This is a genomic window from Sinorhizobium fredii USDA 205 (assembly GCF_001461695.1).
In the GTDB taxonomy this organism is placed as follows: domain Bacteria; phylum Pseudomonadota; class Alphaproteobacteria; order Rhizobiales; family Rhizobiaceae; genus Sinorhizobium; species Sinorhizobium fredii.
The window spans coordinates 1-1108 of record NZ_AUTC01000097.1 but is presented as its reverse complement, the minus strand read 5'-3'; the positions used below and the strand labels follow the sequence as shown (position 1 = coordinate 1108).

The window sequence follows — 1108 nt, the reverse complement described above, 5'->3', positions numbered from 1 at the left end:
CATGTACGCACATCTTCCTCAGCCGTCGGTTAACTTTACGGTGCCACTGCGTCAGGCAGGCGTGCCGGCTTGACCCACGCTCTCGCTGGCAATTAATCTGAGCACGTGGCCGTCGTTTGCGAGCAGCCTCGGATGTTGGCGAGCACGTTGGCAAAGAGCGTGAGCAGGGCACGTTCTCCATTGTCAGATAATCTGAGCAGAAAATGCCGATGTTGGCGAGCACGAGCCGTTATGTTGGCAAGCGGCTACAGTTACACTGCCCATTGGACGTTTTCACGCGGGTATTTCCGGGCGCTTGAGCTATCAGGCGGCCTTGAGATCCCTGAGTGACTTGTCGAAGACGTCCTTGGCCAATTTGGAAATATCGGTAACCGCCTTGGTAGTGAGCGCCCGAAAATCCTTGGCCTGCTCGACTCCCATTTCGACGCGCTTGCCTAGGAATTTGGTCTGCAGCTCAATGATCTCGGACAGCGACTTCGCACCGGACAGCGCTTCGAGATGCGAAAAATCGACTTCGACATTGGCGCGCAGCGCGGCGATCGTCGTCAGCGACAGCTCATTGCCGACCGACCTGGCGGTTTCGAAGGTCGACTTGAGCACTTTCTGGGTCTCTTCGACGCCGAACTGGAATTTGGCAAGCGCTTCTTGCGATTGTTCGATGCCCTTTTCGGCGACCGCGCGGAACTGATCGGCGGCCTTGCTGGGGTCGATTGCCTGGAATTCCACGGTCTCAGCGGGTTGGTTGGGCTTGTCTGCGGGCTTGGACATTTCCGGATCCTTCTGGTTACGATGGTTTGTTGCCTACGAATGCTATGCATATGCCGTGCCAAAGGAGAAATCGTTTCGGAACAATACGATGGCTCGAACACAACTGTGTCGCATGTCCGACATCGTCGGATGCTGTCATCCAATCACGCCGTAAAATGCGCAAATGTCGCGTTGGTGCGCGGATATGAAATCGAACGCATTGGATGTTGTCGGTTATGCCTGCCTGATTTGATGCCGGACAGACTCCGAGCGTCCACACCTCGGCATGCGGTTGAGAACGATGAAAATCGATGGCAGCGGCACCGTAAAGTTAACCGACGGCTGAGGAAGATGTGCGTAC

1 protein-coding gene is annotated in these 1108 nt (G+C 55.7%); it reads right to left on the bottom strand.

Going from position 1 to position 1108, the window contains the following annotated elements; translation table 11 throughout:
* Positions 1–303 precede the first annotated feature (303 nt).
* Positions 304–768: a phasin gene (locus N181_RS10330; RefSeq protein WP_034859947.1), complete on the bottom strand. Its 465-nt coding sequence runs from the start codon at positions 766–768 to the stop codon at positions 304–306.
* Positions 769–1108: the final 340 nt, after the last annotated feature.

Coding starts and splice junctions, on each gene's coding strand:
- N181_RS10330 (WP_034859947.1), bottom strand. CDS start 768: ATGTCCAAGCCCGCAGACAAGCCCAACCAACCCGCTGAGACCGTGGAA.